Source organism: Chitinimonas sp. BJB300, from assembly GCF_002735695.1.
In the GTDB taxonomy this organism is placed as follows: Bacteria; Pseudomonadota; Gammaproteobacteria; order Burkholderiales; family Chitinimonadaceae; genus Chitinimonas.
The window spans coordinates 1-3616 of the sequence record NZ_PDZH01000226.1; the positions used below are offsets into that span (position 1 = coordinate 1).

The 3616-nt window shown below is 49.0% G+C and carries 5 protein-coding genes; all 5 read right to left on the bottom strand.

The features are described from left to right. Positions 1-95 precede the first annotated feature (95 nt). Positions 96-425 carry a Type 1 glutamine amidotransferase-like domain-containing protein gene (locus CSQ89_RS20460; RefSeq protein ID WP_099407846.1) on the bottom strand — a complete coding sequence of 110 codons (330 nt, stop codon included), beginning with the start codon at positions 423-425 and terminating at the stop codon, positions 96-98. Between the two features lie 126 nt (positions 426-551). Next, positions 552-1004 carry a large-conductance mechanosensitive channel protein MscL gene (gene mscL, locus CSQ89_RS20465; RefSeq protein ID WP_099407847.1) on the bottom strand — a complete coding sequence of 151 codons (453 nt, stop codon included), beginning with the start codon at positions 1002-1004 and terminating at the stop codon, positions 552-554. A 131-nt stretch (positions 1005-1135) separates the two neighbouring features. After that, a complete protein-coding gene (locus CSQ89_RS20470; protein WP_099407848.1) occupies positions 1136-2197 on the bottom strand; it encodes a porin in 1062 nt (353 codons plus the stop codon). A 481-nt stretch (positions 2198-2678) separates the two neighbouring features. Next, positions 2679-3086: a YqaA family protein gene (locus tag CSQ89_RS20475; RefSeq protein WP_099407849.1), complete on the bottom strand. Its 408-nt coding sequence runs from the start codon at positions 3084-3086 to the stop codon at positions 2679-2681. Positions 3087-3151: 65 nt separating this feature from the next. After that, positions 3152-3463 carry an iron donor protein CyaY gene (gene cyaY, locus CSQ89_RS20480; protein WP_099407850.1) on the bottom strand — a complete coding sequence of 104 codons (312 nt, stop codon included), beginning with the start codon at positions 3461-3463 and terminating at the stop codon, positions 3152-3154. Positions 3464-3616 lie beyond the last annotated feature (153 nt).

Genomic DNA, 3616 nt, shown 5'->3' on the forward strand with positions numbered 1-3616 from the left:
TGCCAAATCGACGCCAACTCGAATACTCTTCATGGTGGACTCCTCTTTACCGTTGACTGGTGGTCGGAACTACCAGTCTGGCACCTAGATGCCGCTTAGGTGAGGAGGGGTCCATCCCATTGCTTACATAGCGCCAACATCGATTTGGTGTTTCCGCCGCCGACGAAAATGGCATCTTGTTCCAGCAGGTAGCTGGCGATGTCTCGGATATGTGGCCGAAACAAGGAAAGATGGCTGGCTAGGCAGTGGTAGCTTGCGTGGGCAGCGTAAAACTTGAGGAGGTGGTTTTCCGCATCGCCACTGGCTGTGGGCATAAAGCAGATGCGCGGTTTTTTCTTACCTGTGGCGCAGAGAAAATACTGATCGAGAAGTGGAGACTTCTCCATAGAAAAGCCACCGCCACCAAGTACGATAAGTTGTTGCATATTGGTGCCTTATCCGTGATATCCGTCTTGTCTTGGCGTAGTTTTTGAGCGCTTTTAGTATCTGCTTGTTTTTACGAGTGGTTCTAGGTTAGTGCAGAGCCGAGATGCACGGTTACACGGAATCGCTTAACTGAGTTGCGATGTACAGCAAGGGCAACGCGTCGCCTTTACCGGTACTGCGCTGAAGCAGAACTCACATTCTTTGGTGACAGGTGAGGTGGCGACGGGTGTTTCTTCACGCTTGAGCTTGTTCAATGTACGGATCAGCAAAAATACGGCGAATGCAACGATAGTGAAGCTGATGATGGCATTGGCGAATAGGCCGATGTTGATGGTAATGGCGCCCGCATCCTGTGCAGCTTTGAGTGTCTCGTAAGGCGCAGCAGCTTTGGCGCCTTCCTTCAAGACAATAAACAGGTTGGTGAAATCCACGTTGCCCAGCATCCAGCCTATGGGCGGCATGATCACATCCTTGACCAGCGAATCGACAATCTTGCCGAAAGCGCCACCAATGATTACCCCCACTGCAAGGTCAACCACATTGCCTCGCATAGCGAATTCTTTGAACTCTCGCAGCATGATTTCTCCTTTGATTGTGTGAAAAACGGTTGGATGGATAAAGTGCACTGATGGTTTCACAAGCATCCTACAAACAAAAGAGGCAGCCTGGGCTGCCTCTTTTGTTTACGCCTTAATCGTTGTGGGAACGATTAGAAGGAGTGGTAAGCACCTACCGAGAAGTAAGACTTGTCTTTCTGGGTGCCAGAGTAATCCGTAGCCATATATTCGGTCACGATATTGGTACGTTTAGACATCGGTACAGCCAAACCAAGACCGTAGCGGATATAGCGGCTATCGGCCATCTTGACGCTGCCGTACTTGAGTTTGTCGGCCATGATGATGCCACCGTACAGTGAATTGCCTTCCAGGTTGTACATGGCGTTGACCAAAACGCTGTTACGCTTGTTGGTACCGTAGCCAGTTTCAGAATATACATGACGTTGGAAGCCGGCACCGATGGCTAAGTCACCAAAGGAAGTACCGCCACCAAGGAGAACGTTGTTCAACTTGGCACCCGGTGCCCAAGTGTCCCCCTTGCCATCACCATTAGTATCTCTGAAGTTTGCATTGCGAGCCATATTAGCGCCAACAATATACCACCAGTCAGCTATCGTTCCCTTAACGTAGTAGCTCAGATTTGTGGCTTCTTTCTGGCCAGCAATCTTGTTCTTATTTTCGCCAACCGAGTAATCAACCATCACATCTAAGCCAGGCATGGAGTAGGTGTAACGGGCTGTATTGTCGGTGCGATATTTGTAGCCGCCGTCACCTCTATCCGGAACTAGCGCTGCATTACCGGTATAACCCAGTTGGTCAAAACCATTGATACCGAAGCTGTCATCCTGATACCAAGGATCGAACTCTTCATAGGCCTTGGTATAGGCGCTTTTACCACGACCAAGTTGAATGCCGCCGAACTCACTGCTCTTCAAGCCAACCCAGCCTTCGCGTGTCGCAAAACCGGCTTTGCTTGCATCGTCAGGTGCAACACCGCTTTCGATTTGGAACCAAGCGTTCATGCCGTTGCCCAGCGATTCGGTACCCTTGACGCCAAGGCGTGAACCTTGGTTGTCGATACCGAAATTGCTGTCTTTGCTGTTGTCAGCAACCAGCGCTACGTTCACTTGACCGTACAGAACCACTTCATCAGCAGCAAATGCCGCAGGCGCAATCGCAGCAGCGATGGCGAGGGCGATGAATTTCTTGTTCATTGCGTCTTCCTTTAAGAAAAGTTTGGAAAGGCGGTGTAGCAAATCAGACTGCTTATTCTAGTGGAGCAGTACAGTACAGGGGTATGATAGGCGGCGATAAGTGCTCTAAGCAACGAGCCAACAAGCTGCATATAACATTTGCTTTGCAACTTTTTGGGTGCTAATTGTTTTTAAGTTTTTGATTTTAAACAATTATTAATTTATTTTTCGGGAAATTTGGTGGTTGCGGCAATGCAACACAAACGGATAGCTCACTCGTTAACCGCACCGTAATAAACGGGGAATATTGCGTCCATATTCTGTTCGCCAGACGAAGAGAAGGAAATAAGGGGCTTCCTCAATAGTGTCATGTGGGTGGGAATTGATTAGACGGTATCAGCTTGGCCACCGATTACCGGAGGAAGTTAATTGTATCCTGCTATGTGTGATCATGATATTAGGAATATATTTCTACATAATTAATTGTGCCTTATACGTCGGTTTAAAGAATGAATGGCAAGCTGATTAATATGTAACGGATTGATTTTCCAAGAGAAATTAATAATATGGCAAATGATTTTGGGAGGTTTAGCCAGCCTGCAGCAAAGCATAGGGCATCACCAATTAAAGGAAGCCAGGCTAGCAATAGTGTGATGTTCCCGTAACGGTTCAGTAGTGCCAGGGCTTGTGGCGAGAGGTGCTCAACTGCGCGCGGTTTGAATTTCCGGAAGTAGCTCCCAATCCAATAGCTACTCAGACTGCCCAAGATATTGCCTGCTGTGACGCAGAGCACTGCGGCTAGCCAGCGGTTGGGTTGCTGGTGCAGCATAAATGCCAGTGCCAGCTCGGAATTGCCCGGTAGCAAGGTAGCAAGATAATAGGCCGGATGCGAACAAGCCCATGAGGCCATATTCAACTGCAATAGCGGTTAACCAGTCTGGCATGCGTGGTGGAGATCGTTGTGAAGCAATAGATTCAGAACGTCGGAGTGGCACCAGTCTGGTTATGGATCAGTTCGGTCAACTGGGTAAAGAATTCAGAGTTGTCGCGTGTACTTTTCCAAGCACCGTCCTGTAATCGATAGTGAAAGCCACCGGAGCGAGCCGCTAGCCAGATTTCCTGGTTGGCAGCATGTCGATTGACGACGATCTTGCTGTCGTCTTCGAATTCGATTTCCAGGACATTGCCGTTGCGATTCAGGTCAACATCAAACTCGCCGGCATCCAGTGCGGTTTCGATTTGATCGAAGATACGGTCGCTAAGGTTGAGAAATTCGCTTTCGTTCATTGGCGGGCCCGTGGGTAGATTGTTAGTATCTGATGTTACGCAGTAGCTGCGAGAAGCAGCTGTAACTGATCATAAGCCGCGCGGGAGGCGTTGATCAGTAACTTGCGGCAAAGTGCGAATGGGTTCTTCTGCGTCTTGATGCTCAGGCATTCA

Coding starts and splice junctions, on each gene's coding strand:
- CSQ89_RS20470 (WP_099407848.1), bottom strand. CDS start 2,197: ATGAACAAGAAATTCATCGCCCTCGCCATCGCTGCTGCGATTGCGCCT.
- CSQ89_RS20475 (WP_099407849.1), bottom strand. CDS start 3,086: ATGGCCTCATGGGCTTGTTCGCATCCGGCCTATTATCTTGCTACCTTG.
- mscL (WP_099407847.1), bottom strand. CDS start 1,004: ATGCTGCGAGAGTTCAAAGAATTCGCTATGCGAGGCAATGTGGTTGAC.
- cyaY (WP_099407850.1), bottom strand. CDS start 3,463: ATGAACGAAAGCGAATTTCTCAACCTTAGCGACCGTATCTTCGATCAA.
- CSQ89_RS20460 (WP_099407846.1), bottom strand. CDS start 425: ATGCAACAACTTATCGTACTTGGTGGCGGTGGCTTTTCTATGGAGAAG.